29 protein-coding genes are annotated in these 26,036 nt (G+C 34.4%); all 29 read right to left on the bottom strand.

What is annotated here, in order from left to right:
* Positions 1–100 precede the first annotated feature (100 nt).
* The 29 genes from X953_RS04285 to X953_RS04145 all read right to left on the bottom strand — a co-directional run bounded on the left by X953_RS04285 (position 101) and on the right by X953_RS04145 (position 25,968).
* Positions 101–571 carry a hypothetical protein gene (locus X953_RS04285; RefSeq protein ID WP_040954500.1) on the bottom strand — a complete coding sequence of 157 codons (471 nt, stop codon included), beginning with the start codon at positions 569–571 and terminating at the stop codon, positions 101–103.
* 105 nt (positions 572–676) lie between these two features.
* Positions 677–1,225, bottom strand: coding sequence for a hypothetical protein (locus tag X953_RS04280; protein WP_040954499.1), 549 nt, complete (start codon positions 1,223–1,225; stop codon positions 677–679).
* A gap of 77 nt (positions 1,226–1,302) precedes the next feature.
* Positions 1,303–1,599 carry a hypothetical protein gene (locus tag X953_RS04275; protein WP_040954498.1) on the bottom strand — a complete coding sequence of 99 codons (297 nt, stop codon included), beginning with the start codon at positions 1,597–1,599 and terminating at the stop codon, positions 1,303–1,305.
* Positions 1,600–1,993: 394 nt separating this feature from the next.
* A complete protein-coding gene (locus tag X953_RS20180) occupies positions 1,994–2,218 on the bottom strand; it encodes a hypothetical protein (RefSeq protein WP_232217771.1) in 225 nt (74 codons plus the stop codon).
* 88 nt (positions 2,219–2,306) lie between these two features.
* Complete coding sequence (locus X953_RS04265; protein ID WP_040954497.1) at positions 2,307–2,933, bottom strand: hypothetical protein; 627 nt, start codon at positions 2,931–2,933, stop codon at positions 2,307–2,309.
* Between the two features lie 257 nt (positions 2,934–3,190).
* Positions 3,191–3,412 carry a hypothetical protein gene (locus X953_RS04260; protein WP_198023311.1) on the bottom strand — a complete coding sequence of 74 codons (222 nt, stop codon included), beginning with the start codon at positions 3,410–3,412 and terminating at the stop codon, positions 3,191–3,193.
* A 414-nt stretch (positions 3,413–3,826) separates the two neighbouring features.
* Positions 3,827–4,180 (bottom strand): hypothetical protein, encoded by a 354-nt coding sequence (locus X953_RS04255; protein ID WP_040954496.1) that lies wholly within the window; start codon positions 4,178–4,180, stop codon positions 3,827–3,829.
* A 72-nt stretch (positions 4,181–4,252) separates the two neighbouring features.
* On the bottom strand, positions 4,253–4,504 hold the full coding sequence (locus tag X953_RS04250) for a hypothetical protein (protein WP_040954495.1): 252 nt from the start codon (positions 4,502–4,504) through the stop codon (positions 4,253–4,255).
* A gap of 311 nt (positions 4,505–4,815) precedes the next feature.
* Complete coding sequence (locus tag X953_RS04245) at positions 4,816–5,067, bottom strand: hypothetical protein (protein ID WP_040954494.1); 252 nt, start codon at positions 5,065–5,067, stop codon at positions 4,816–4,818.
* Positions 5,068–5,267: 200 nt separating this feature from the next.
* Positions 5,268–5,753 carry a hypothetical protein gene (locus tag X953_RS04240; protein WP_040954493.1) on the bottom strand — a complete coding sequence of 162 codons (486 nt, stop codon included), beginning with the start codon at positions 5,751–5,753 and terminating at the stop codon, positions 5,268–5,270.
* Between the two features lie 88 nt (positions 5,754–5,841).
* On the bottom strand, positions 5,842–6,315 hold the full coding sequence (locus X953_RS04235) for a hypothetical protein (RefSeq protein ID WP_040954492.1): 474 nt from the start codon (positions 6,313–6,315) through the stop codon (positions 5,842–5,844).
* A 73-nt stretch (positions 6,316–6,388) separates the two neighbouring features.
* Positions 6,389–6,856 (bottom strand): toxin-antitoxin system YwqK family antitoxin, encoded by a 468-nt coding sequence (locus X953_RS04230; protein ID WP_040954491.1) that lies wholly within the window; start codon positions 6,854–6,856, stop codon positions 6,389–6,391.
* 36 nt (positions 6,857–6,892) lie between these two features.
* Positions 6,893–7,222, bottom strand: a complete 330-nt coding sequence (locus X953_RS04225) for a hypothetical protein (RefSeq protein WP_156958443.1) — start codon at positions 7,220–7,222, stop codon at positions 6,893–6,895.
* A gap of 145 nt (positions 7,223–7,367) precedes the next feature.
* Positions 7,368–7,760 carry a hypothetical protein gene (locus X953_RS04220; protein WP_040954489.1) on the bottom strand — a complete coding sequence of 131 codons (393 nt, stop codon included), beginning with the start codon at positions 7,758–7,760 and terminating at the stop codon, positions 7,368–7,370.
* A gap of 827 nt (positions 7,761–8,587) precedes the next feature.
* Positions 8,588–9,100 carry an ankyrin repeat domain-containing protein gene (locus X953_RS04215; protein WP_040956949.1) on the bottom strand — a complete coding sequence of 171 codons (513 nt, stop codon included), beginning with the start codon at positions 9,098–9,100 and terminating at the stop codon, positions 8,588–8,590.
* Positions 9,101–9,114: 14 nt separating this feature from the next.
* Positions 9,115–10,095, bottom strand: coding sequence for an AHH domain-containing protein (locus X953_RS20175; RefSeq protein ID WP_232217770.1), 981 nt, complete (start codon positions 10,093–10,095; stop codon positions 9,115–9,117).
* A gap of 229 nt (positions 10,096–10,324) precedes the next feature.
* Positions 10,325–10,693: a hypothetical protein gene (locus X953_RS04205; protein WP_040954488.1), complete on the bottom strand. Its 369-nt coding sequence runs from the start codon at positions 10,691–10,693 to the stop codon at positions 10,325–10,327.
* Positions 10,694–11,086: 393 nt separating this feature from the next.
* Positions 11,087–11,347, bottom strand: coding sequence for a hypothetical protein (locus X953_RS04200; protein WP_040954487.1), 261 nt, complete (start codon positions 11,345–11,347; stop codon positions 11,087–11,089).
* 216 nt (positions 11,348–11,563) lie between these two features.
* Complete coding sequence (locus tag X953_RS04195; protein WP_040954486.1) at positions 11,564–11,926, bottom strand: hypothetical protein; 363 nt, start codon at positions 11,924–11,926, stop codon at positions 11,564–11,566.
* A 493-nt stretch (positions 11,927–12,419) separates the two neighbouring features.
* A complete protein-coding gene (locus X953_RS04190) occupies positions 12,420–13,028 on the bottom strand; it encodes a hypothetical protein (protein WP_040954485.1) in 609 nt (202 codons plus the stop codon).
* 393 nt (positions 13,029–13,421) lie between these two features.
* Positions 13,422–13,901, bottom strand: coding sequence for a hypothetical protein (locus X953_RS04185; RefSeq protein WP_156958442.1), 480 nt, complete (start codon positions 13,899–13,901; stop codon positions 13,422–13,424).
* 11 nt (positions 13,902–13,912) lie between these two features.
* Positions 13,913–15,736, bottom strand: coding sequence for a ribonuclease YeeF family protein (locus X953_RS04180; protein WP_052350037.1), 1,824 nt, complete (start codon positions 15,734–15,736; stop codon positions 13,913–13,915).
* A gap of 20 nt (positions 15,737–15,756) precedes the next feature.
* A complete protein-coding gene (locus tag X953_RS04175; protein ID WP_052350036.1) occupies positions 15,757–16,056 on the bottom strand; it encodes a YwqI/YxiC family protein in 300 nt (99 codons plus the stop codon).
* Positions 16,053–16,484 carry a DUF5082 family protein gene (locus tag X953_RS04170; protein ID WP_040954484.1) on the bottom strand — a complete coding sequence of 144 codons (432 nt, stop codon included), beginning with the start codon at positions 16,482–16,484 and terminating at the stop codon, positions 16,053–16,055. Before X953_RS04170 ends, X953_RS04175 begins: the two co-directional genes overlap by 4 nt.
* A gap of 26 nt (positions 16,485–16,510) precedes the next feature.
* Positions 16,511–16,966 carry a type VII secretion protein EssA gene (gene essA / locus X953_RS04165; RefSeq protein ID WP_040954483.1) on the bottom strand — a complete coding sequence of 152 codons (456 nt, stop codon included), beginning with the start codon at positions 16,964–16,966 and terminating at the stop codon, positions 16,511–16,513.
* Positions 16,947–19,862: a type VII secretion protein EsaA gene (gene esaA / locus X953_RS04160; protein ID WP_040954482.1), complete on the bottom strand. Its 2,916-nt coding sequence runs from the start codon at positions 19,860–19,862 to the stop codon at positions 16,947–16,949. Before esaA ends, essA begins: the two co-directional genes overlap by 20 nt.
* The gene (gene essC, locus X953_RS04155; RefSeq protein ID WP_040954481.1) at positions 19,859–24,283 is read right to left on the bottom strand and encodes a type VII secretion protein EssC; all 4,425 of its coding nucleotides are present in this window, start codon (positions 24,281–24,283) and stop codon (positions 19,859–19,861) included. Before essC ends, esaA begins: the two co-directional genes overlap by 4 nt.
* Before the next feature lie 21 nt (positions 24,284–24,304).
* Entirely contained in the window at positions 24,305–25,645 is a 1,341-nt protein-coding gene (gene essB, locus X953_RS04150; protein WP_040954480.1) for a type VII secretion protein EssB, read from the bottom strand.
* A gap of 83 nt (positions 25,646–25,728) precedes the next feature.
* Positions 25,729–25,968: an EsaB/YukD family protein gene (locus tag X953_RS04145; RefSeq protein WP_040954479.1), complete on the bottom strand. Its 240-nt coding sequence runs from the start codon at positions 25,966–25,968 to the stop codon at positions 25,729–25,731.
* Positions 25,969–26,036: the final 68 nt, after the last annotated feature.

Genomic DNA, 26,036 nt, shown 5'->3' with positions numbered 1-26,036 from the left:
CCCTATCTATACGAAAGACGGATATGGAAGGTTCCAGGTTTTTCCGAATAGTTAGCGATTTTAAAGGGCTGGAATTTAAAATAGCTTATTTCCTGCTATTCTATTGAAGTAATTGTTGTAAGTAATCGTTTATATAAGAAGGATTTATTCTAGTTGTAACCAAACCTTTTCTTCTAAATCTTAATATGTGATTTTTCATCTCAATGAGAGCATCAATCTCTTCTAGTGCTACATTCTTATGGCATACAAATTTATCTTCCCGAAAAAAATTATGGGTGGAGATATCCTGTAAATTATCACTTAACAACAATAACTCACCTTCGTCTAAGGTATGTTTTCCAATTCCACTCGTTTGAAAAGTTACTCCCTTAAAAATAGCTTCATGTGTTAATTCATATACATCTTCTACTTTTCGATCACTTACTTCCTTTATAAATATATCAGAATGAACATCTCCTTCTAAATCAATCAATTCTGTAAAACCGCTTTTCTTTTCTCTCGATTTCAGTCTGATTTTACGGTTTTTAATGTTGCATGCGTATCTTTCTCCTCGATAAATAGCGAATTTCAAGCTCGTTCCCTCCAAACCATGTAACTTTACTTCAGTTTTTCTTGGTTGAAAATGAAGTTGTGGATGATAATAATCTCTATCTTATTACTTCAATTTTAGAATGAATTAATATGCCAGATGTGTTTTTTCTAATGCAGCTGTTTGTATATCCAAACTAAAATGCCATTGATTTCTACCAAATTGATCTTCTTCATTTTTGGTTATAGCTTCACAAACAACCGAGGGAAGCCTCCTCATTCTTGATAAATATGAAAATTTATAATTAGTTGGAGCAATTCGTTGGAAATATTGGCTTCCATCTAAAGAATATGCAGTTAAGATTTTTTCTTTCTTTCCATTTAGTATTAGGACTAAATCTTCACTTCGATATAAAAATGCTTGTTCAATGTGATCCAGAACCAACGTTATTTTTACACCATCATTAATCCATGTAATGGTGCCACTTTCCATTCTATAATGCAGTAAAGTGGTACCATCAAAAGAAAATAAGTATACTTCCTCTTCAATGAGGTTACTTCCACATGTTACATTAATACATTCATTAATTGTATCTATACTGCAGAAAATTATATTGGCAATCTTGATTTCTACCTTTTCATGGTTATATTGCCATATCACTGTATCATGATTCCATGATAAATCACTAGCTTGCATGAGGCTAACCTCCAATTTTGAGTAGTGTAACTTATACTTGAAGCAAACATGCTATATTGAATAGCAAGGTGAGGCACTTAATTGAGTTTCTTATATTCCTCGTTGAGGTTAAGAAGTTGAATACCGAGATCACTATTGAAGCTCCATGAATCAGTCATAAAAATAGGGTAAGTTGGAGTGAATTTTTTATTATCAAGTTGTTCCTTCATTTTTTCAAGTTCAATTAAAACAGTCTTTAAATGAGAAATAGTTCCATCTACTCTTATACCTTGATGGTGTTTTTCTACTTCTCTCGTAACCTTAGTTATAACTTTATTGGCAGAAATAATAAAATCTACATCCTTTTTTTCAGCTTCAGGCGTTCTCAAAACCATTTTGTCACCTCTTTAAGCACTTAATTCCCATGAATCTTAGTAAATTTGCTATTAACTTTCTGAGTTTCGTTGTATGTTTGAATGGTGAGACTATCAGCATTCGGCAACTTCTAAAAGTTCACCAGTTCTCTTCATTCTTTATTTAAATTTGTTTTCTATTTTGCAATTATATCTTCATATCCGCCTTTAGAGCTAAACTTTACTTTTTCAGCTTCTTTAAAAGATATACTCATCACATGGTTAACCTAGAAGCAACTTCCCAATAAGTTAATCCTCTGTTTTCAGAAGCGCCCGCTTAGCTAAAGGCAGCAACTCATTCAGTTCAAATATTCTAAATAATCCCTAGTTATCTGGAGCGCTTAAAAGCAGTTTTGGAGATTTCCAAGCAAATACCTTATTGATTTCTATCTCTCCCTCCACAACCTGGAGGCCATTGACCGGTTTCTGCGTAAATCATCACTTCATAAGCGTCTTGGTCTGATTTAAATGCTTTATCCATATTTAGTTTAGATATAGGATAAAAAACCGGTTCATTGTATGGCCCCTGAGCCCAAGAAATTAGATACTCTCCATCTTTCTCAATAATTGCAAAGCCAGCTCCCCGATGTATTTTTTCCATTCTTCCTACCACCTTAGACTGGATTTATTTCAGAAACAGTATCCTTTTTTCCATTACTTCACGACTCCGATTTTGAGAGAATCCTAGATTAAGATAAAACTAATTTTATATACTCATCTGATAATTTTTCTGTATCTAGACCGCAAGATAATAAATATTCGAAATGTTTATCTAATAAATACAGCTTATACGCTTTTTTAAAAGTATTGTAATAGGCTAACCAGTTTTCTGCTATTGGAGATTCAACAACAATTTTTTGGTCTTCTCCTATAAAGAAAACCTTACTTTCAGTAACGTTAACTGGCTCTAGCAGAATACTGTTAGCTTTTTTAAGTCCGTTAAAACTATAATACGATTTATTTATATTTAATCTATTAAATGCTTCCTGTAAATCCTTTAAACTACAATGAGGCTCTCCAATATTTATATCCTTATTATCTTGCTCAAATGGATAAATATATTGTTCAAAAAAGTATCTTTTTAGTTGGAATGAATAGAAATATTTACTTGCCTCCGATTCCGAAGAGAAGCTTTTTAAAACTTTAACTTTATAATTATTTTCTTTTTCAACCAATTCAAACTGCCAATTAAGTTTGTCTTTATGTAGTCGATAAAAACTTTTCCCTTGTCCACTCTTTTCTTCTAGACCATTTTTTGTAATTTGCATAGGAATGCTTAATTTATTTAGTAAAAGTAAAACTTTATTAGTATTCATATACTAGCCTCGCGTTCTATTAATTTACTTGGCCAAACTATATAGCTACAAGCAGGTACCCTTACAATTGTAAGAGAAATGCCTATATAACAGGAATGTTCCATTCACAGTAGTTATTCACCTATAAATTATGCATCCTACTTTCAGCCATTAGCATCTAAAAATTTATCAGGTATTCTTAACTTTAGCTGTTTATCTATATCTGACCAAAATTCAATTAAATCACTATCATCTTCCCACTCATTTCTTGTGTTTAATCAAATAGCATCATCGCCATAAGAAATTGCACAACCGAAATGACCTCTCTCATAATTAAGTATTACTACATAGAAATTATATACACAAAACTTTATACTAAACATTTTATATGGTTCATCAGTAACAGAGTACAATGTAATCCCGTCAATCTTATTATTAAAATACTTTTTGGCTGTTTTAATAAATACTCTTGCTGTATCGCGAGCATTATTTTTCTCCATACTAAATTCCTCCTTCTTCTCTTTATTATATTTTTCCTGTAAGTATTTTTATACAAGTTCTGTAAAACTAAGAATCGACCTGGTATCTTCCCCTACTATAGCCATTAGCGGAAGTAAGTCCATAAATACTGTACTCTGTTTTTGATAGAGAGGAGAAGGTTTTGGCCTATTTATAGGCATCTAGGGAGTGATCGACCGCTTTGACGCCCTTGGCATCGCATTTCCATCCTTTGCTGCACTGCCGACTTAGCTGACAAAGGGAATAAACTCTACTGCTGAGAATGTATATGCCAAAAAATAATAACACCCTGACAACAAATGCTTATTATTTATTTGTTCAACAGATTTCTTCTTGAATTGATAAATTTTCTGGTATTACTACCATTAAAGATGTTGTTAATTTCTCAAATAAAACTACTTAACTATTTGCATATCTATTATTTTTCCATCGTTTACATCAATTTGAAATTTTCTCCCCATAAAATCAGTGGCAAATAAATTATTATTTTTGTCTAGATTTAAACCAACATAAGGCACACTTTTCAGTTCTTTTCTACTCCTAATATTTGAGGGGCATATTTGCCAAAGCTTATCTCCTGAAATAGTATAACATTGTACGTTGTTTAGTTCCTTGTGGCTTAGTGGTACTCTAGTTGGAATCTTTAACAGTATGAAAATTCTATCTGGTAAAGATATGGTACTTTCTATAGTATATTCAAAATAAATAGTCCGGTCTCTTAATTTTAATTCATTTTCATTTACTAACATGTTTATTACCTCAACAACTCATCACACTGTTCAATGTTTAAGCAATTTTATACTTTTAAAACATATTAACGCTCATTTGAAGTTCTTTTTATGTTGTATTTGCACGAGTTCATAGAAGTAATTAAAAGCATCGGATTCTTTATTGAATTTTTTAATAATATAATGACCTAAACGTTCACGAGTTTTAAAAACCTTCCATACTCCTTCATTAAAACAACACCCCATCACATAAGGGTCATCTGTAATTGATTCTAACTCAATTTCAAATTCATCCAGATTTATATCTTCTTTCTCAAGCTTTTTTATAAACTCAGATTTCCTCATAATGTACCTCTTTCTATTATAAGAATTCTGTTTTGGAGAAGATGTCGCCAGTAATTCGATAGACATTAACAGAATAGTAAATCTGCAAACTTTAATTACGGTGTTTTTATGTGAGTGAACTGGAGGAAATTTGTCATGCATTTAGTGGGAGGAAAATTTTAAAAAACAGCTGAATAATTTACATTTACTGTATTTACTGTTGTAAATTATTTAAATGCTAGGAAATCCCCACCATTGGCACAGTATATCTATTTTTAGTCATTCACCACTTTTCAGATATTGAAGATTTCTTTGTTGAATAGTAAAATGTGTTAATTGTTAAATCTATTATGCTGACTTAACACTACTTTATAAAAATAGTCAAACGCATCCTCTTCACTATCTATCTTTTTAATAATGAAGTGACCACCACGTTCTCTTGTTTCGTAAACTTTCCATACCCCTTGATTATATGCACAACCTAATACAAGTGGAGCATCAGATATCTTGTCGAGTTTTATAATATATTCCCCAATATTTAACCCTTCAGATTCTATTCTTTCTAAAAACTCTTGCTTTTCCATTTTACCCTCCTTCTATTATTTCGGTATAAACCCAATTATCCCCAGTCTTTGGGTGCCACCTTAATTATAGTGGTAAAGAATACATTTATCAGATAAAGGCGCGAAAAAGAGAATTAAGCCCGTGTCTGCAGAATAATAATAACCTGCCAAAAAAGTTAATTCTATCTTTGTTTAACAGGTTGGTTTGACCTTATCAATAATTATCCAACTAGGTTACTTAAATATTCTCTTATGTTCTCTTTATTAATTCGATTTACTTCAGTATCTCTATCACTAAATTTTAAAATTGGTACTTTATATTCAATTAGTGCATCAATATCATTTAATGCAATTTCTTTCTCAAAAATAAATTTATCTATTCGCTCAAAACCATAACGAGACATATCTTCAATATCATTACTATAGAGCAGAATAGTATCATTATCTAACAAATACTTACCTATGGCAGTTGGCAAAAAAATCTCCCCTTTATAAAGCACTTTAAATTCCAGTTTATAAGCAAAGCTAATTTCTGTCTCCGATACTATCTTAATTAAAATCTCAGGGTGTTCTTTACCAAGAATATCTGTATATTCTTTAAAACCATATATTTTGTCTTGCGGGTTATGGCTAGTTAATTCTATTTCTCCATTAACTAAATCTATTGAATATATGTTATTTTTATAAATACCATATTGAATTGTCATCAAACCCTTTTCAATAAATATACATTCACTTAAATACTTTCATTTTTTAATTTATAAATGTAGTTGTTTCTTTTTAATTATCCATTTTTCAAACAATGCTGAAACTATACTCTTTCTCATAATACTTATTAAAATTTTCAATGTTTTTTAGAGGGTTATATTTTTTCATACCATTTTCAAAGGTTATTATTTGAGTTAACTCATCTTTATTTTTATATACTGCTTCTTTTATATTTCGTACCAGGATTTCTCTGTTGATAAAAAATGTTGCTTTTCCAATTTCTTCGTAAAAAATACAGGCATCAAAATATAGTATTGCAATATACACATTACATGCATTCTCGTTTAACAACTGTTTCAAATTATTTTCAAATATTTCCTTTATATTTGCTGCATTTTCAAGTTGTTTATAAAAACAATTTACTAAAACTGAATTTATATCTGTGGGAAATACATCTGATGTATACTTTGATACCTCTACTTCATATGGCTTTTTCCCACATAACAAATCTTTGGCTTCATTATTTTGAATAGCTTTATTTATCAAGTAATCATAATTCATATTTTCTTTTTCCTCTTCTTAGCTTAATTAATAAAATTCTATATTTATTAGAATATAATTTCTTTCGTAATAATTATTCATTTTGACCGGTACTGAACTTTTTGGCATATAATAAATCAGATTCATCAGGCTCTGTTTTTTGTTCAATAATTTTCCCGTCTTCATCATACCTCGTAAAAACCATAACACGTCCGGCGATACATTCAGACTCATATTTTTTATGCCCATTTTCAAAGAATTCAACCTGATATCCTTCTGCTGAGTTTTTATCCATATTTCCTATCTTTTTTATATTACCATTCAGATAAAATTCCACATATTTACCTTGTTTAACGCCATCTTCTACATAAAAATAACTCTCTATATTCCCATTCTCGTATATATCAAAGGCTATTCCAGTAAATAATTTTTCCTTACCATCTTTTGTATACTCTACTATACCTTGGTCGAAAGGACCTCTGTATCCTAAGTATTCTTCAAACTCTGTACCGTTCTGAATTATATATTCCCTTAATAATATTTCATTAGTTTCATTTTCCATTTTTCGAAACCTCCGTAATTATTACAAATTCATCTGTTAAGTAACTCCCAACATAAATAAAGGCTCTGTCAAGCTACTATTTCGCTTTTCTTCACTCAATTCATTCCCAAACATATCTTTTCCGGTAATATATTCACTGAAGCCGTTAGCTGATGCGAGTCCATAAATACCATACTCTGTTTTTTGTAGCGCAGTGAATGCTTTGGCATTTTTATAGGCGTCGAGGGAGTGGTCAACCGCTTGAACGCCCTTGGCAGTCTTGTAAATGGCATTTCCATCCTTTGCTGCACGCTCGGCCCAGCCGACAAAGGGAGAGCCTGTTTCTGTAGAAAAATAATAACCTGCCAACAATGTTAAGTTTATCATTGCTTAGCAGGTTATTTTACTTGAAACAATTCAATTTTACTAAAAACTATCACGTTTACTATTTGGTATTCTTAAAGATTTAATATTTAATTAGTCTTCTAAGTTTTATAAGACACACTCATAAGTTTCTATGAAGTGATTTCGTTTAAATATCTTCCGCATTAAAAAGAACCCTTTCTTCAACCAATTGAACTTTATCTTTGGCAATCCAACCTATCCACAAATCTCTGTCAACTCTATAGAGACCTAGTTTTTCCCCAATCAACAATGAACTGGTTGCCACTTGGTACTCATCTGATCTTGCTTTTAGTATTTGAACCCTTTCTCCTCTTATAATTCCGGATAGAGTCACTTTCACACAGTCGGTTAACTCTTTTCGAGAAACCACTTTACTATATACTCCAGTGTTGTATGTATCTTCAAAGGTGTCATCAATTTTATTGATATCTTTTGTTATAATTTCAACTTGGTTATTCATATTTCCCATTACTTCAAATTCAGTTCCTTGGTAATTAGCATAAAAACCAGATTTGGCCATGAAGTTTTCCTACTTTCTACTTGTTTATTTTAGTAAACTGTTCTCCATCAAAGATGCCTACTAATTGATCTATACCATCGACTACTTCATGTAACTCTGCCCCCTTTTTAAAACTTAAAAATTTAATTTAACTTCCATTCAGGAATAATTTCAAAATTTCTAGCAGAAGTAAAACCATTGCCTGTCCACGGCCGTTCACTATGCATCCAATCACTGAACGGAGTACCAATATTATTACCAAAGAGAATCTCTAATTCTTTTTCAAAAAGTATTTCCAGTTCATTAACCTTAAACTTAAGATAACCATATTTATTACTGCACTTGAGTTAAGACTTGTATATACCCCACCACGTTCAACTTTTCAAACTTCCGTTACATAAAATTTTAATTTTCGTAACGCTTTTTAACTAATAGCGAGTATTATACGACCTTCTCTGGTAAAAATACAACCCCACTTTAGCCAAAGCAGTATCAGAAACACGCTTATACGTTACCCATTGTTATCGCCACGAGCTTTGTCATTCTCGTAGTTTGTGTGTTTGGCAGTATCATAAGTCCTCTTGCCTGTAAAATGTCATCTCATCTATTTATCATTATTATTTTTATAAACCAAATATTAAAACAGAATGCCTTGATGGTACAACCTTCATGAGTTATGAATTTCATACAGTCTTTTTATGTTGATTATAGTACACAACTTCATAAAAACAGCACTTGTTGTCTAAAAAGACAAACAAGTGCTATATAGTTTGTTAATTATTATTTCTAACTTAGAAAAGTGAGACTATAAATTACTTGATTTCAGACTCTTTTAAAGTAACTATTTATTATTCATTTCCTTTCATTTCTTGCTTTAAATATTCAGCAATTTCCGTTTGTTGTCCTCTTTCTACTGCAAATGCATAGGCATCCATATCTTTCATGGTTTCACCAGAGTATTTTACAGATATATCAATATCACTCTCAACTAACAATTTAACAATCTCCAAATGTCCACCATATATTGCAGCAAATAGAGGATTTCTATCTGGTTCACTAATATCAAATTCCACATTCTTACTAATTAAATATTTAGCAATATCTAATTGTCCTTTTGCAGTCGCTCGTTCAAGAGCATTTGTAGAAAAAGTTCCACCTTGTGCATTAACATCTATTCCAGCATTAATAAGATATTCTACTATCTCTAAATGTCCATGTGCTGAAGCTACATGTAACCATGTACCAAAAGGTGTCATCCATGTTAACATGTCTGGTTCTTTTTCAAGTAAATCTTTTACAGTATCCGTTTGTCCTTTTTTTATGGCAGTTCTAATATCTTTAGCATATTGAGTCTTCTCCATAATAAATTCTCCTTTCACCTCCATCTCCTAGAAGCAACTTGTTTTCCAAGGTCTTCTAGTATTTCAATAATATCATCTAAATCCGCACCGGCCGCATCAACTGCTTTCAACTGATTAACAACATTTTTTAGAGCTGCAATACTATGTTGTCCTGCGACTCTATTTGGTGCCCAAACTAGATTTTCTTTACCAATTACTGGGTCAATATCATATTTTCTTAATATTTCTTGACCTTCTTGAACGAGCTTTTGTTGAGCCTCACCTAAACCTTTTTTAAATAATATATGATGAGCATGTGGATCGATCATAGCTATAGGTGGATCACCTATTAATCCTCTGAGATACTTACCAAAATCCATTTTAATTAATGCTTCATCATATTCTTTAGTAATGCCTAATTCAGACATCTTCTTTCTAAGCTCAGACAACTCATCTATATTCTGAATAGCATTTTTAAGCTTATTCATCTTAGTTACATCAACATTCCCATTCACAATTATATCATCAATATAATCATTAACAGTGTTACCCGTACCCTTAGTACCTACACTAACTCCTTTAACATCTTCAGCTTTTTGAAAAGTGACACCGTTCGTCTCTACCTGATCCATAACACCAAACGTGTTGGATCTCACAGGGGGAGCGCCAGCTGTGGCAAAGTGTGGTCCATTACCTATACTTAAACCATCAAAAGCCTTTGAAACTTGTTCATTTAGGCCTTTTCGTAGCTCTTTCCCATCAGCGACAAAGTTTGTTGCATCCTTTGAAATGCCGTCTACACCCTTTATGCTAACATAACCAACACCCAACACAAACAGCGCCTCTGTCAAACTGCTATTTCGTTTCTTTTCACTCAATTCATTGCCAAATATATCTTTTCTGGTAATATATTCACTGAAGACGTTAGCTGATGCGAGCCAGTAAATACCGTACTCTGTTTTTTGTAGCGTAGGGAATGCTTTGGCATTTTTATAAACGTCGAGGGAGTGGTCCACCGCTTGAACGCCCTTGGCGGTTTTGTAAATGGCCTTTCCATCTTTTGCTGCTCGGCCGGCCCAGCCGACAAACGGAATGAAGCCTGCTGCTGCGAATGTGGCTGCTAGAAAAATAATAATAACCTGCTGAACAAATGCTTTTCATTTATTTGTTCAGCAGGTTACTTCTTGAATTCATGAATTTTCCGTTATCATTACCCTAAGCATGTGGTTAATTACTCAAATAAAACTACTTAACTATCTGCATATCTATTATTTTCCCATCGTTTACATCAACTTGAAATTTTCTCCCCATAAAATCAGTAGCAAACAAATTATTATTTTTTTCTAGATTTAACCCTACATAAGGAACACTTTTCATTTCTTCTCTCCCTTTAAGGCCCTGGGGACATATTTGCCAAAGCTTATCTCCCGAAATAGTATAACAATGTACATTGTTTAGTTCATTGTGGCTTAGTGGCACTCTAGTTGGGATCTTTAACAGTATGAAAATTCTATCTTGAAAAGATATTGTATTTTCTATAGGATAATCAAAATAAATAGTCTGGTCTCTTAATTTTAATTCATTTTCATTTACTAACGTGATTATTACCTCCAATTAGAAATTTCACCTAATTCTTTAAGCGCACAAATCCATTGGCAATAATCCTCTTCCATAAAAATCTGTAACTTCTACATTACTTTCTTTATCCAAGCATACATTCTCGAAAAGTAGATGACATTTATCCAAACCTCATTTGGATCCTGTACTTGCTATATAAATTCAATGCTTGGAAACACCTCTAATTGGTACGGTATATCTCTTTCTCGTCCCTTCACCACTTTTCAGGTATTACAATTTCATTTTTTCAGTCTTCAACATACCTTTAGTGAAACCTTGTACTTATTACTTCTATTTGTCCACTTACCGTCCTCAGCAATTGCTAAAATAGATTCCTTGTCAATCCTTAATTTCTAGAAATTATTCAGTAATGATATTGAACTAACTTGATTAATTATTTCTATTTTTTATATATTTCTCTTGTAATTTAACCAGCTCATATAGTTCATCAAAAGCTATATTTTCATCCTGCACTTCATCTATAATAAAATGGCCACTTCTCTCCTTTGTTTCATATATTTTCCATGTATTATTTTCCTTATAGCATCCTAAAACAAATGGTTCATCTGTCAAACTATCAACTACTACAATATATTCTGCTAAATTAATATTTTCATTTTTTAATCTATCTAAAAATTCATGTTTAGTCACAATATCTCCTCCCTACTAAAATTCAATATTTAATAAACCTAACCTTTTTAGAAAATCATCGATAAGATTTATACTTCTACTAGCTACTGGTTTTTAAAATAAATAATATGCCAACGACTCATGTACTTCAGTTGCTGAGGTTTTCCCCTCGACAACATCCTATTTTCATCTCTAATTGCTTTAAATTCTATCAGTTAGTTTTTTAAGTAACAGTAACTAATATGCTTTTCCATGCTTTTTAAATTCACCGGTCTTAAGATCAATTGAAAAATACCAGTCCTGCCAACCAGAACTTTTATCTTCATAACAAACTACTGCCGGCCCGATTTTAGGGTGAGTAGTTACATAGGAAAAATGATAGCCATTAGGAGAATTGGCTTCTATCATCTTTTTTCCTTGTGCAGTATAGATTACTAACTTTTTGTTCTCTTTTACTTTTTCATCAATGAGTAAAACCAATCCTAAATCCTGTATTATAGTTCCACTATCTACTTCTACCTCTTTGACTTTTATTGTATTTCCATCAAAGGCCCAAATAACTACATTTTTTTCTCTGTCTAAAATCAAATCACTAATCATCTTATTTGTCCTTTCTTGCCTTGGATTTTATCTCGAAAATCGCTTTAATAAAGTATATCCATTATTTTATTTTCAAGAAACACTTAATTCCATTATATTTATTCTGTGGTGCAATTCTTCCGTTGTAATTTCAATGTGTTTATTTCTAAGAAATTCTATCCTACTCAATTCTTTTGCATTTTGTTTTAAAAAGTGAGTTTTATAAGCGGCTGCTTTGTATTAGGATTCTCACTACGAAGAGCAAGCTCTAGTTTTATCAGAAACTACTTCTTCTGATGATAAGTAAGTACCTCCGGAGTCTCTTGAGAGAAGTGATAGTGATAAATCTCGAAGCATGTTAGATGGGCTTTAAGGGGGAAGTCATAGAAACAGTAATTCCAAAATTCCTATACAGGGGTTTTTATACTAAGGAACCTGTCAAAAAATGAAGGTTATAACAGGTTTCCTATATTTATACTTAATTAATTTACATCTATTTTACAGTTATACAAATTTATAAGTATTCACAGATATCCTCATCTGTGAAGTTGGAAGAAAGTATATTAGAATTCATTAATTCTTTCTCCAATGTTTTAAGTAAATATAAAAGGTATATTCTCTCATACATTACTTCATAACCTTCTTCAATTTCTAACGGAAGTGTTTCCAAATGAATTTGCTGATCATTGCCAATGAATTGTACAATTAAGTTATTTTCATTATTCTTTTCTACTTGAATCGAAGAGGGCTTTCTTTTATCTTTAAAGTCATAATAGCTTGAAGGAATGCCCAGAACCGAAACTTTTTGTTCAACTATTTCTTTTGTGAAATCTACTTCATTTTTACTAGTAGGTAATACAAAATTAAGATAATAGTGGGAAGATAGCTGCTTTAAAAAGAAATATTTAACCGCGATCTCTTCATTTGAAAATATTTTAATTACTTTTTTCTTAGGTGCATCTTTTCTTTCGCTATATATAAGACTGTATTCCCAGTTCTTTTCTGTTTTTTGTACTTGATAGTAATTATCCCATTGGCCAGAATTTTCTATTAATTTATCTCCAAAAAGGATTACTTCCTTCCCAACTTTATTTAAAATTGTAGACGCTACCTCATATTTCAACTTTTTAGCTCCTCTCGCTCAACATATCCAACTTATATCTCTTTAATATGTTTGTTTTTAAGTAAATTTTCAACCGTAGCTTCTACCATATTGCCTTCAAAAACTTTAATTTGCATAGAAAAATGAAATTGTATTCCACCGCCTTTTCGGTCAAACCAAGGAGATATTTCCCCTCATTCTAAATGGAACAGGGAGAGATACAAAAATTTGGTATGCAGAAAATCATATTACTGTGGAGGATAAGATAAAGTAACGTGGTTAGAAACATAAACCGTATGGTGAATTATATGATAAATACAAGCTTACTTTCGACAATTAGTGTGTAAATGGACGTTAAAAGAACTAATTCTCTATAGTTGTCATAGATCGCACCTATTACCAGGTCAGTAAAATCTATAAAAGAGATATTCCCCAACGTCTTTTACAAATACTATCCATTCGTAAAACTTCCGTCCACATTCCTTCTGGCTTTCCAAGTCCTTCCCATTCAAAATAATTCTTCAATTCCTTCTCCTTACTATTCAAAGTAATTCTAAGCTTGTTTAGAATTTTATCTTGATTAATTTTAAATGGAGCTGTACCTAGACCTTCCTCTATTAATTGGCAAAAGATAGTTGATAGAGCACAATATATATCAAATAATTCACCATCTATCATAGTTATTAAAGATTGTTCTAATTTCAATTCTACTCTTTTATTTTGATCATCTAAATATAGTGGATAAATTCCTTTTGTTAATATACTCTCTACATCTGTAGGCACGTTTGCACTAACCCATTGATGAAGTTCAATTTTATAATCTCCTTTCCCCTTTAACAAATCAATGAACTCATTATTATCAATAGCTTGAATAACTTTCATCTTAATATTCATACAAACTACTCCTATTCTATAAATGTTTTATCTACAAATGCAGTATTATTAGGTATTTTATCAACTATTGCTTCAGCTGTTCCTCCATCAGTATATCCACCAGGAATCCAATGACTATTAGCACCATATTCATTTCCAGATGGCATCCTTAGATTGAGATCCTTAGGTTCTCTTATATCAAATCGCACCAATCCGCCTTCTGATAAAAAGTGTCCATCATCAAAACCTAGCATTTTTTCAAAAAAAGTAATATCTCCATTAGCTAGTTCAGCTATATCATCTATAAATTTTTTTGGTGCGATAAATTGTGTATTATCAGGACATCCAATATAATCGTTTCCTTCAACAAATCTTATATATTGTTTTTGGGTCATTATAAATGACCCGCCTTTTTCAAATTGTTTTAGATGATGTTCTATATACTCTGTACTTAAGTATGAAGAAGGATCTGGTCTACTTCCTTTCGGCATAGATACTATCTCATCAAATTCCGCCTTTTTTAAACCAGTTACGTTTAATAATTCAGCTTTACTAAACCCTTTTCCACCTTTAACCTCACCATAATACTTATTATTTTTTTCCAAAATACTATTCACAGCATTCCCAGCCTGCAACCGATCTACATAAGCTCCTGCTCCACCAACGCCCAACACAAACAGTGCCTCTGTCAAACTACTATTCCGCTTTTCTTCACTCAATTCATTCCCGAACATATCTTTTCCTGTTATATACTCACTGAAGCCGTTCGCGGAAGCAAGGCCATAAATGCCGTACTCTGTTTTTTGTAGAGTAGTGAAGGCTTTGGCATTTTTATAGGCGTCGAGGGAGTGGTCCACCGCTTTGACGCCCTTGGCGGTTTTGTAAATGGCATTTCCACCTTTTGCTGCTCGGCCGGCCCAGCCGACAAAGGGAATGAAGCCTGCTGCTGCAAAAGTGGCTGCTTTGACGCGATCTGCTTCAGATAGTTCTTCGCCCGTCACTGGATCAATACCTGTAGCTGCGCGTTTCATATCATAATAGCCAGTGACTTCTCCTGTAAACGTAGAAACAGTATCCCATGCTTTTTCATACCATGGTCGATTTTCCAATTCTTCCATTTCTTTTTGGATACGTCGCTGCTCCTCCTGTTGCTCTTTAAATTCGAGATAAGCATCTGTTTGTGCTTGTGCATCTTCTCGCATCTGGTATACATCACTATTGTGATAGGCCTGGGCATCAAAATTTATTGGCGAAATTGCTGAGCCTTGGCTTGTAGCATCAAGCAGAGCACTGAAGAGACCTACCATCATATTCTCGAGATACTCAGAAGAGGCATATTCCTCTACTAGTCCTTCATCCAGATTAGCTACCTGTTCCATCGTATCTTTTCGTTTCTTATTGGCCTGGTCTATCTTTTCTTCAAAGTCCTCCTTTGAGAAAGGCTGAAGGGAGACAAGGTCGTTTATTCGATCAAAAATGCTTTTTAATGATTTTCGCTGGGCGTCAACCATCTCTTTTGACTGTGTATGTCCAGTATATAACTCTTCTTTCAAGAATGGTACCTGGACCAATGTGTCTCCTGATAAATCCACATCCTCAGTTGAACCTGATATACCATTAAAGAAGGCAATTTTCACGTTGCAGATAGAGATCCAGGAATCTACCACTTCAATCTGTCCCTGATAGAATCCTTTGATTGCCCTGGCTCCCTGACCCTTAAAACCATCCAGATCCACTATTTTTTGAAAGGCATTCTTCAAACTAACAAACTGCTTCTTCAAGCTTTCATATTGTACAGCTCTATCTTCCATGGAAGCTACCAGTGTTTTGGATTCTAATAAACGTTCATTACCCATGACTTACCTGCCTCTCCATGTTAAGTTCGCTTTATGGCTTCATCCTGCTCTTTGAGTGTCTTCACATTAGCCACTGTATCTGCTAGATTTTTTTCCACGACCTGCATATATTGCTTAAGTAATTCCTCTAGATTTTTTTCTCTTTCCAACCATTGGTCTGTATAATTCAGCCTGTTTTTCCCATACGCATCTTCGCTAGCACCTGTTAATTGGACTTCTTGCAATGCTTGCTTTGCATCATCTATTTCACTTAAGACAGACTCTATTTCCAAGCGGATTTCTGAAGCTCCACCACCAGTTGTTTCTATATGTGCCTTCATGAGAACAACCTGCCTTTTAGATCTCTGATTTTATCTCCCAATTCTGCAGCAACCTCTTCCCCTTTATCCAGAAGGTTGTCTGCCTGATGAGCAATAGAACTTGCTATATCCAATGCACCTTTTTGCAAATTTAATTGAAATATTTCATTCTCAATGCGCTGAATGTAGTCATCATAGTCATCAGTAATTTTTTCCATAATTTCTAAAGCATCTTCTCGGTCATCATCAAAGTTGGTAGCACGGTTGCCTGACCAAACACCTTCTAAAGTCGGCTTGGTAATTTTCGTTATTTCCGTCATACTGGATGCCTGTTCCTCACGAATATCATTTTTAGCTTTCGTTAATCTGTCAATTTTTTCTTCAATATCAGCAGACCGACCGGATATAACTGCAAAAGCCTGACTTAGGAAATCAGCATCATCTGCCATCTGATACACCTCCGATATAAGTTTACTCAGCTCTCCGAGTGCTTTAACTTAGGTAGAAGAACAAAGAACATAATGCCGATAATAAGCACGACGGCTATAATTAATAGCATCATGACATTCGTGCTACTTTCCACATTCTCCTCGTCACCATCTAGCTTCATTTGTTTCTCTTTCTGTGAAAACAAACCAAGTTGGTCCGACTTGGATGTAATCGTATTTGTTTCTTTTACAGAAGAGGCAAATAACTTTTCCTTAATTAAGTTACTCTCCGTCTTATCTTTCTTCTCAAAAGATAATTGTTTCTGTTCTTCTGGAAGTTCTTCACGTTGTTCGATTTGATCCCGACTATTCGGCTTAATATTAATTTCTTTTTTTTCATATATATTTGGCTCTACCGGTGCTTGATTATCTTCTGCATGCACCGGCAGGCTTACAAACATAATAGATACTAATAGAAGAAGACTAAGAAGCTTTTTCTTCATTCGGCTCCACCCTTGCTTTATTTCTCATAAATTGCAATGTGTAAATAAAAGCAGAGATTGCTAGTGTAATAGCAGCTAATACAATTATTGTTAGTATAAACGATGTTTCCGTACCATACTGTAATCCCATATATACATTGGATACTGGATTATTAAAGGTGAACTCAGGAACCACAATATTTAATAGTGGTGTAATAAAGAACACGATCATTGCTATACTTGCCAACCATCCGACAAATGGTCCAATGAACAAACCACCACGGACTACGTTTGCACAGGCCATTAATAAAAGAATGGTAAAGACAGACCATTTTATTGCCTGAGCATCATCCAATTCATATAGATTCAAACCATAAATACTTATTATCATTCCAACCGCCAGATTCAGTAAAAGGAATAAACCACCTTGTACGAGATACGTATTATTGGAGTAATAATGACTTAAGAACCCGATTAATAATCCACTTATAAGGATAATCATGAACATAACCACAGGTGGCACTCTTTCCTCCGTTTCAGAAAGAACCTTGCCATTTACTTGTCCTTCAACATTTACCGGATTGGCTAAATGATTATAAACAAATGGATTTTCCTGGCCATCGACAACGGTGTTTCCAAGGATCTCGTATGCATCCTCTCTGATTAATCCAGTCGAAGCAACATTGACAGACCATTTATTATTCAACTCATCCGATTGCTTTTGAACAGTGCTGATTTGAGCTTGTAAATCTTTTGTGTTTGTCGTAATTTCGCTCTGATTTTCTTCCAGGTTGGTAACTAAATCAGATAATTGCTTTAAATCAGAAGCAGTGCCCTGTTGGATACTGAACACCATTTGACCATCTAAATACTCCAAAGACGGAGATTCCTGCCATTCAAACGTATCTGCATTCACCGTTTGAAGTTGGTTCGTAATCTCAGTTGCGTTTTGTTGAAGTGCTTTTATTAAATCGTTTGTATTGGCTTGCTCTGCTTGGATAAGTTCTTTATTTTCATTAAGAGTCAATTCTAATCCCTTCAAGACTTCAGAAAAGCTTTCAGTTGGACTTTGATTTCTTAGTTGATTTATTTCCTCACTTGCTACACCAAAAACAGGACTTAAACGGTCAGTATACTTTTGGTTAACTTCATTAAAAACTTCATCTACTTTTGACTTAGTAAACTTCTCAATTTCCCCAGTAAACTTTTTATTTAATTTAGATTCTTGACTAAGCGTTGTAGTAATTTCAGTTAAAGAATCGTTATATTTAATTAAGGAGGCAATTGTTTTATTTTGAATATCTTCTCCAGGAAAATCTATCTCTAACTTATCGAGTTGTTTCTGTTTAGCGATTATATTTTTAACGATTTCTCCTGCTAAACTATCTCTATTATCTTCTAATTTATTTACTACCTTTTCATATTCATCCACCAAGTTTTCCCATTCTTCTAAAGGAAAATCTTCTTTGTTTATCTCTGCCTCTTTTTTGGTCAACACACCATTAATTTGTTGAATACGATTATATAATTTATTCCACTCTAAAATAGGAGTTTTAACCGTATTCTTGGTAGTAACTTTCTCTTCTTGTGTTGAGTCACCCGTATTTTCGCTTTCTTCTTCACCATTATTATCAGGGGAAGAAGCTTCAATTAAGCTCTGAATATCCTTAATTTCATCTTCTAGAGTATTCAAGCTGGTTCTAATGTTTTCTAAGGAAACGTTGGTTTCTTCGGGGTTTTCTGGTTTCTCCAACTTTCCTATTTTCATGGATACAGGTGCTTTATTTATCTTCTCTACAGCTTTAGCTGCATCTTCACTCGCTGATTCATATCTTTCTTTATCTAATTGTTTAGCATAGTTATCTACTATATAGTTAATCTCCTCATTAAGATTCGAATAGGAATTCTTATACGCTAGCTCCCATTCCACCCAGTCATTAATTGCATTTTTACCTTTAGCGACATTGGTGGAGTAGTTTTCAAGTAGATTCCTATTTTGATTTTCTAAATAAACTACGGAATCCTGCATTTTACTTAATTGTTCTTGTTTTTTAGCCATACTCTCCGAAAGCTTCGTATTGTTTTCCTCTATAATACCTGCAATTGCTTCCTGGTTCTTTGTCTGTGCTGCTTGGAGTAGCTTTTGCTGCTCCAGTTGTGTTTCTTTATATGCTTCCAAAGCTTCGGTAAATGTCTTCATCTTATTTTCAGCTTCGTTCGCAGCATTGGCACTGTCGCTGGATACATCATTAATTTGATCTGTCTGATTTAAAATGTTCTCCAGATTGTTTTTATGCTGATCAATTTCATGTGCCAATGTTTTGGAGGATGGTGTGTAGAATGAGTACATTGCATCCTGGAAAGCAACTTCTTTTTCAAGAATTTTATCAAACTGTGCCCGGATATTGTCTACTTCCTTTGACACATAGCTCCAATAAATGGTGGACATTTCTTCGTTAATTTTGTTTTTTGCAGTCGCCATTTCTCTGTGAATACGCTGACGGTCCTTCGCTTCCAGATTTGGCTGGATAACATAGTTCAATGCTGCCTTCGTAGGTTTATCTTCCTTAAACGTCATAATTTTTTCCGTAAAGGTTGATGGAACATAAATAATTGCGTCATAATTTTGGTTACTAAACCCTTGTTCGGCTGCACTTCTGTTTACAACTGTCCATTTGTAATCTTTTTGCTCGTTTAATAAAGCAGGAATTTCTTGTCCCAATATCAATTTTTCTTCTTCCTGTATTATTCCTGTATCTTCATTTACAACAGCAACACTTCTTGTCGCTTCATCCTCTTCCTCCTGGACAGCCGGTACTGGCTGGCTGTCCACATAACGGAATAGAAGGAGTGGGAGAACAAGTATGACAAGAATTTTTGCTGCTAGAGTTAAAGAAGATTTAAGTCCTTCACTCATGTAGCTGTCACCCTTTCTGCATCATAATGGGGAACCTGTATTTTCTTAACTTGGCCATTTACTACAAAGTAGCCATATCCTGCTTTAATTTCAGGTTCATTTCTTGTATATGGTAATGTAATGAAACTTTGATCAGACTTCTTCATTAATAAAATAGCTTGCTTTATTTGTTTTACTTCACTTGTCAGTGGATCGAATCCTTTAGAGAACTCGTTTGCATTTCCTGTTGCAATAAAACTAAAGCCTAAATGACTGTATTTTTTAATAAAGTCAGCAATTTTCGTTTGTAAACCAGCATCCAGATTTTGCTGGAAATTCGCCATACTATCAACAAGAAGAATATATGGTGTAAATTGAAGATTCGCTGAGGTACGCTCACGTAGTGCCTCACGATATTTCTCTTCCCGACTTTCAAACTCGCTTCCAGCTGTATTCAGCCAATTTTCCACATGCTCTTTTACTTCCATATAGGTTACGCCGCTCTCATCAACATAGTTTGCCAATGAACGATCAACTGAATCGAAGACACCAATCTGCGCGCCCGCCTGTTCCTGCATTCGGTGAATAATCAGTTGCAGCATATTTGTTTTTCCTTTTTGAGCGTCTCCTAAAATAAGACAATGACGATTTTTTTGCCAGTCAATGTACACTGGCTTAACTGTGTCCTCATCTAATCCTATAGCGAGCTTTGTTTTAGAAGGTATCACGTTGTAATCCTGATAGAAAGTGATGAACCCTAAACGTTGTGGTAGCATGGCAATTCCTTCTGGTTTTTCGCTATGCTTATATGTTTCTTTCAATTGTTTTACTTTTTCTTTTATATTTTCCAATACTTCCACATCTGTTTCTCCAGCTACCGGCAAATAGATCTGAGCAAGAAAGGCATCATCATTTTTGATATATACTCTTCCGGGCATTGCCTCTGTATCGTATTGGGTTTTACCAATAATCGCGTATTTCTCTGCCTGATCCATTAGGTAGTGAGCAATCTTGGTTTTTAAATTACTCATCAGTGCGTGCTTAACAGCGTTGGATCTAGTCGCAGTTAATACAGTGTAAACACCGAGTGACTGGCCATCTCTGGCAATCTGGGTAAATCGGTTTTCTAAATCGATCATTTCTTCTTTTACTAAATCATAGTTATCAATGGCAATATAAATAAGTGGCAAACTTTCCTCAGAAATCAGATTATACATCTTGATATTACTAACTTCCTTGCTTCGGAATAGCTGCTTTCTTCTTTCCATTTCTTCCGCCATAAATGTTAGAAATTTTTCTATTTTACGTTGATCATCCGAACGGAAATAATCTCCTGTATGTGGTAATTGCTGCAACGGAAGAAGCGCGCCATTACCAAAGTCAAAAATATAACAATTAAAAGCTTCAGGGCTGTTTTCTTCAGCGAAAGCCAACAGTAATGTTTGTAGAGTGGTAGATTTCCCATAACCTGATGAGCCAAAAACACCAATATTCCCATCATCCATTGCCTTATAGGTATATGGTATTTGACGTTGTTGCTCTGGTTCATCCACCATAGCAATTGCATAGTGATTGACTTCATTGCTTATCTGCTCAGGTGCAAATGCTCTGGATGGCAATGGAGGCAACCAAGGACTTGGCAGCTTATTAATATTGAGTCGTTGCTGCACCACAGCTATTTCTTCAACAACTGCATCAATTTCGGTACGTTTATCCTTTTTACCACTCTCTTCTGTTGCTACATCAGATAATGGGATTAGTCCCAAATCAGTAACGAGAGCTATTTCATCTTCTGCACCGAAGGCTTCTTTCGTATAAGGCGCGCCGCTCCATGCTGACTGGAATAATTCATAGACTTCGTTATTGCCAACCTGCAAATAGCCTCGGCCGGTAACTGTTATTTTTGCGGCATCTCCATTTTTAAGGATCTCTTTACTATCACTCTCATCCTGTACCTTTAATGCGACTTTAAATCTAGCATTACTCCATATTTGATCATCAATAATTCCGCCTGGCTTTTGTGTTGCCAATATCAGGTGGACACCAAGACTACGACCAATACGTGCAGCACTGACCAGTTCTCGAATAAATTCCGGTTCTTCGCTCTTTAATTCAGCAAACTCGTCGGAAATTAAGAATAAATGTGGTAATGGCTCCTCTGCTTCGCCTTCTTTATACAAATCCGTGTAATCATTAATGTGATTTACTTCATACATATCGAATAATCGCTGTCTTCGTTTTAATTCACTCTTAATTGAGGCAAGGGCACGTTTACTAAAGTTCTTGCTGCCTTCAATATTCGTAATAGTACCCAATAAATGCGGCATGGATTTAAAAGGCTGTGCCATTCCTCCACCCTTATAGTCGATAAGCAAAAAAGCAACTTCATATGGATGGTAATGAACAGCAAGGGACAGAATATACGATTGCAAGAATTCACTTTTCCCTGAGCCCGTTGTACCTGCTAATAATCCGTGCGGACCATGTGCTTTTTCATGCAAGTTTAAATATACATAGTCGTCCTTTCCTTTAAGCCCTACTGGTACAGCAAGCGACTTAGAGGATTGATTTTCCAGCCATTTTTCCTGAATTCCGATCTCCGCAGCATCTTCTGTATGAAATAATTCTAAGAAACTTACTTTATCCGGAATAGAGTTACTCATGCCTAATTGGTGATCCAACGATCGTAACGTCCTCGCAAATGTTTCATTGTCCTGTTTCGTATGTTCATCGAGATAAAATGGAATATGTACTGCTTTTTGTTGTTGAATTAATATATCACCTTGTGTTTCATCGATATAACGGACAAGTGTGTGAATATTTTCAGAGAGACTCTCCTTCGTGTCAGCTGCAAAAATAGTAGAAATTCCTATATCTGCATGTTCTCCTTCTAAATACTCTAAAATCACGTGCTCGGAGATCAGCTGTCTATTCGTAATTAAGAAGACAAAATGTGGACTAAAAATTTTCTTGTCCTTTTCTTCATCTAAATCCCTTTCTTTCAATAACTCGTAAATAGAAGTAAGCAGCTGATCTCTCGTTTGTTCATTATAAATAAACCCCTTTGCATACGCATGTGGTAATTGAAAATGTGGCAGCCATTTCATCCATTCCCACGAGGCATATTCTTGTTCATCAAAAATCGCAACAAATCGAACATCATGGTAGCTTTGTGAGAAGCTTAGCTGTCCTACAATTTGTTGTATTTCCTTTTTTACGATAGAGTCTTTTCCAATCATCCCCATAGAGCCTTCAGATAAATTAATAACGAGCGGAGAATTTTTTATCGTCTTATAATGCGATACTAATTCTTGGGATTTCTCCAGAAGATCATCAATTTCCTGGTTGGACATATCCGTTCGTTGGGCAGAAACTTTGAAACTGGCCGGCACACTTGCACGCCCTACGCGAAATTGTAAAAAGTCATTACTAACAAGTGTGCGTTCCCAAATACGGTTACTTATCTCGTTCGTTAAATATTTCATTCTTTCAAAGGAAGGAAAATGATAATACAACACGTCCCGTTGTTTATCTGCTAAATTCTGCAGCTCTTCCCGCTTGTTTTCTAAGTAACGTGTATACAGACGCTTTCTCTTTTCCTTGCGATGTCGTTGCTTCTTTTTTTCCTTAAAATATTGTACTGTAGATGTTACTAATGTTGTTCCAAACATAGCTACTGAAATAAGTATAAAGATTCCTCTTGGACGTACTAAAGCTACTACCCCCATAACAATCAGCATCATCAATGGAGGCATAATAATTAACCAAAGTCCACGCTGATTATCCTCACTTTCTTCAGAAGGAAAAGAGAAATCAATCTTATCCTCTGGTTGCTCATAAATCATCCGAGGGGTTCTTCTGTATTTTGGATACTTTTGCTTTAACACACTTGAAGGTAGTTCTATTTGTTCCAATTCCATTTGAATATACTCATGAGTGGATAACTCAAGCGTGTCATCATCTGTTAATGTCACCAAACTACCGGCACTGTAAATAATATCTCCACAATTCAGGACTGTTCTTGACCTAATCTGTTGCCCATTAATATAGACAGCTTCATCTATAGGCAATACATACCATCGTTTATTCTGCTTTAACATACGGAAAGCTGGTAAGTCAGCCGCATGTGGAATGCTTATTTCAGTTCGATTACCCGTATAGAACATTTTTGTTTCATAGTTGGATGTAGTAATAAGAAATTTAACCTCTTGGCCATCAATAAAAACAGGAAGCGGAACTCCTTCCTTCAGATCATGAATTACTTCTTGGTCTAAGTACAAAACATTTCTATTCTCATTTAGTTCTAATCTGTAGGGTGTTGGTATTTCCACGGCTTTAATTGTTAGTGTATGGTGTAATTGGTTACCAATGGTAATTTCTTTCAAATCATCTATTCCTAAACGCTGATAGTAGTCTTTATAGAAGACCCATAATTCCCTCATTCTGACACCTCCTTACCCATTTTACTTTTTGGAATCCTCTTCTTTTTTTGTATCTTTCTTTATCGTTTCAGCTGATTTTTTGGACTCTTCTTTTTCTTTTGCCTTTTCATCTGTCGAATTTCCATTTTCTTGACCGCCAGCTGCCTCTTCTTCTACAGTGGTGCTGCCTTGCTCAGAATCAGATTCTTCCTTTTGCTGCTCCAATTCTTTTTCCATTTCTTCTTGGTATTCATCAATTTCTTTTTCAATCGCATCTAATTGGTCTTCACGTTCAGATCCAGTAAGACTTTGATCTGTTTTAATATCCTCTCGCTGCTTCAGCAACCCATAAATAATTAATTCTCTATCTTCCAATAGTCTTGCGGTGTCTACTGCTTCCTGATAATTCCCGCGACCGATATCTATCCAATAAAGAAAGTACTTACGGTCAGACTGGAGTGTGATCGTATTTTGGACATTCTCCCTTTGTTCCTCTGTTAATGATTCACTTACAATATAGGAAGAAGCTAACTGATATTGAACTACGTACGGCATATCGTCATGATCGTATTTTTGTAATTGGTCGATCACTGCACTGTACTCGTTTTGTAAGAAGGAACGATTACTTGCGACATATGCCTCTGTTTCCGGAATTTTAAAGAACAATGCATAAGCTGTATAAATGAGGGCTGGAACTAAAAAAATAAGTAATGCTAGAGAAATATATCTCTGAAACTTCCACTTTTTCCTCGGAACATGGAAAACAGTTTCTTCATATGCTTGATCTTTTTTCAAATTATCTTCAATAATTTCATATAGCTCTACATAAGAAGCTGCATGCATAATTTGTTTTGTAACAGAGGAAAGGTCTTTCGTTTCATAATGCGATAAGTACGTTTTAAAATCATACTTTTCATCAGCAATTGCCGCTATTATTGCTTTCGTTTCTAACCAAAGCCTGTCCGTATCCTCCTCATAAGGTGGAAGACTTTCCTTTACCCCATAATGAAGGAAATGGGGAGTTAAACCTCGATCATACATGATGTTCTCAGGACTTATAATTAGTTTTAATCTATCCAATGAATGACTTTGTATCTTTTGGAGTATGTTATAAGCAAACTGCCATCTTGACCGCACATTTTGCTGATGTATTGCTTGGAATGATGCGAAAGTATCAGGTGGAGTTAGTGTAATAATCAGTTGATCCTCTGTAAGCGTAAATGTTTTATTGAACTCTGGCTCTATTTCCTTCAAAAAATGTATCTCCATCTCATCATTCAATTTTAGCTTTGCACGCTGGAAAATAAGCTTTATTCTCTCTTCCTCATAAGAGAGATTTACTTCTGTTTTTTCTTCTAAGTATGTAGGACTTTCCTTTTCCATTTATATACCACCTTCTGCAGCAGTCTTTTGTGTATTAACAGCTCTTTCGCTGTTATATATTCGTTAAATATGTATTCATAGTTTCACAGAATTTCAATACGGTCACCTGCTGTAATTCCACAGTCTTTTAGTGTTAATGAACCATCAAAAACTCTTTTTTTATTGGTTACACGAATCCAATAGCCCTCACGTGGTATGGTATGCAATTTAGCAGCCTGCCAAGTTATATCAACAAGGTTCTTCACCCGATGCTGATCAGATAGTCTTAATTCAACTGGAGGTTGATTGTATTGATTCAAATCAATTGTCACGTTTATATACATGTCGCCAGACTCCTTCTTTCGTAACTAATCCTCTAACCGCTACCATTCTCCTGGTAGATAATACTTAC

Source organism: Virgibacillus sp. SK37 (assembly GCF_000725285.1).
Lineage (GTDB): Bacteria > Bacillota > Bacilli > Bacillales > Amphibacillaceae > Virgibacillus_Q.
This window is presented reverse-complemented; position numbering and strand designations above follow the sequence as displayed.